At 48.7% G+C, this 1,707-nt stretch carries 2 protein-coding genes; both read left to right on the top strand.

Features of this window, described 5'->3' with window-relative positions:
* Positions 1 to 538: hypothetical protein (locus DWU98_RS21835; protein ID WP_230474988.1), on the top strand; the 538-nt coding region annotated here is incomplete at its 5' end.
* A 296-nt stretch (positions 539 to 834) separates the two neighbouring features.
* Complete coding sequence (locus DWU98_RS21460) at positions 835 to 1,530, top strand: hypothetical protein (RefSeq protein ID WP_115497619.1); 696 nt, start codon at positions 835 to 837, stop codon at positions 1,528 to 1,530.
* Positions 1,531 to 1,707 lie beyond the last annotated feature (177 nt).

The raw sequence follows: 1,707 nt of genomic DNA, 5'->3' as shown, positions 1-1,707 counted from the left end.
ACTCGTAGATAGAAATTTCGAAACATGCACGTTTGATTTTAAAGATACGAAATATTTTTCGCACGTGGAGAAGAAAGATGCGCTAAAACCGATAACAAGTGGCGATGGCTGCATCTTGGATATTCGCGCAACGGGCAATATTTATAATGCTTACAGTGATATATGGATATCCGTATCAAGCACACATGACCTTGATCAGGTCATTGCTTATCAGGGATTTTTCAAAGGAAAGAATGGAAACTGGGCATTCAAGGGAAATCCTATGCTTATCTCTTTTATTTCGTTTAAGAATTTGTTATTGGAAAAGATTGATTGGGGCGAAGACCTTGTGCTCGTTGGACGCCAGATTGAAAGATCCAAAGATCAAGCGGGAACTTTATTGGCATTAGAGGGGGTGCGGATCTTACGTATAACACCGTCCTATCTCGTTTCAATAGATATGCCTTTTCAACCTTCCTCCCCCAAAGAAGCCCGGGACGACATCATCAAAGACATGATCAATCTTGTCGAAAGCGTCCACGTCACGACCAACCCTTGATCTCGATGCATCCGGGTAGCACCTATTTTGTATGTCTGTGTGTGCAGAAGACCGTGGCGCATCCCCACCCATGCCGGGCCTCATAGCTGCTACCGCAGCGTGAGTTTCTGGAAGGCGTCGGCAGCGGTAAACCTTCCTGGCGCGATCAACCGGCCGTATGCCCCATCGCTTAACGGTTTCGAAGGCCGCTGTGCGGCTTATGCATCGGTATTGGCGGTTGCCGGGGAAGTGTTCTTTCCTACGCAAGCCGTCAGCGAAGGTCTTTTACCCGATGACGACATTATTCGGAGGCTTTAATGATACGAAGCAGCGACAAAAAGCAATATTTCAAAGCCTATACCACGATATGTTTGGTCGGCTTGACTATGTCGTGGACGCCTATTTCTGCTGGCAAAAAGTTCAGCACAGGGGTCAAGAAATTGCTTGTAGAAAACAATGGAAACAAATGCTCCGTTCAACTCACTGATCCTTACGGAGCGCTTGTCTATGAGTCCGTCTACTCACTCTACGGCGACGTCCCAGAAGGTAACGGCAAGGTAAAAACTGTCTCACTTTCGATGTATTTCAATTGCATGAGCTCTGACGATGCCGAAAAATCGAGCCATTTCGTAGCTCGGTTCGATGCCACACAACAAGTCTGGGTAAAAGATTTTTCCCAGGTGCCCGAGGAAGACCGCGAATCAAGCGAGCCTTATGTCAAAGTCTTTACGCTCAACGGGCCTAATAGCCTCGGCGTTGGCATTACGGATGTCACACTACCCGCTGGAGACGATAAGCCTTATTCCATCGACTTTGGCTTTTGCTTGCGCCATCCGCCGGTGATGCTATGCGGCAGTGCGAATGGCGTTGCTTATGTCGACAAAAAAGGCAGCACTAAGTATCAAGACAATGTATTGCCCATTGCCCTCAAGATTGTCAAATCCATCGAATTCGTCGACGCCCCACAAGTCGCGCCACCTACTTCCAGCGCCGCGCAATCGACCGAGCCATAGTCATAGCAGTACGGCAACGCTTCATGGGCGATGGAACGCTCAAGCGCAATCAGCGGCAATGGACGCCGCGATACGACCCTGCGTTGATTGCCAGCGATACATACAACGCATGCGATAGCGCCGGTTATTTCTGGGTCACCAAGCATTACATGGGCACCAGCAATATCAATCGCCTCA

Origin of the sequence: Dyella monticola, assembly GCF_003363155.1 — a bacterium.
Taxonomy (GTDB): Bacteria; Pseudomonadota; Gammaproteobacteria; order Xanthomonadales; family Rhodanobacteraceae; genus Dyella_B; species Dyella_B monticola.
Note: the sequence above shows the minus strand (reverse complement) of the source record. Positions and strands in the feature narration are given on the sequence as shown.

Excerpts from the sequence above, each read along its gene's own strand:
- DWU98_RS21460 (WP_115497619.1), top strand. The coding sequence starts at position 835 with ATGATACGAAGCAGCGACAAAAAGCAATATTTCAAAGCCTATACCACG.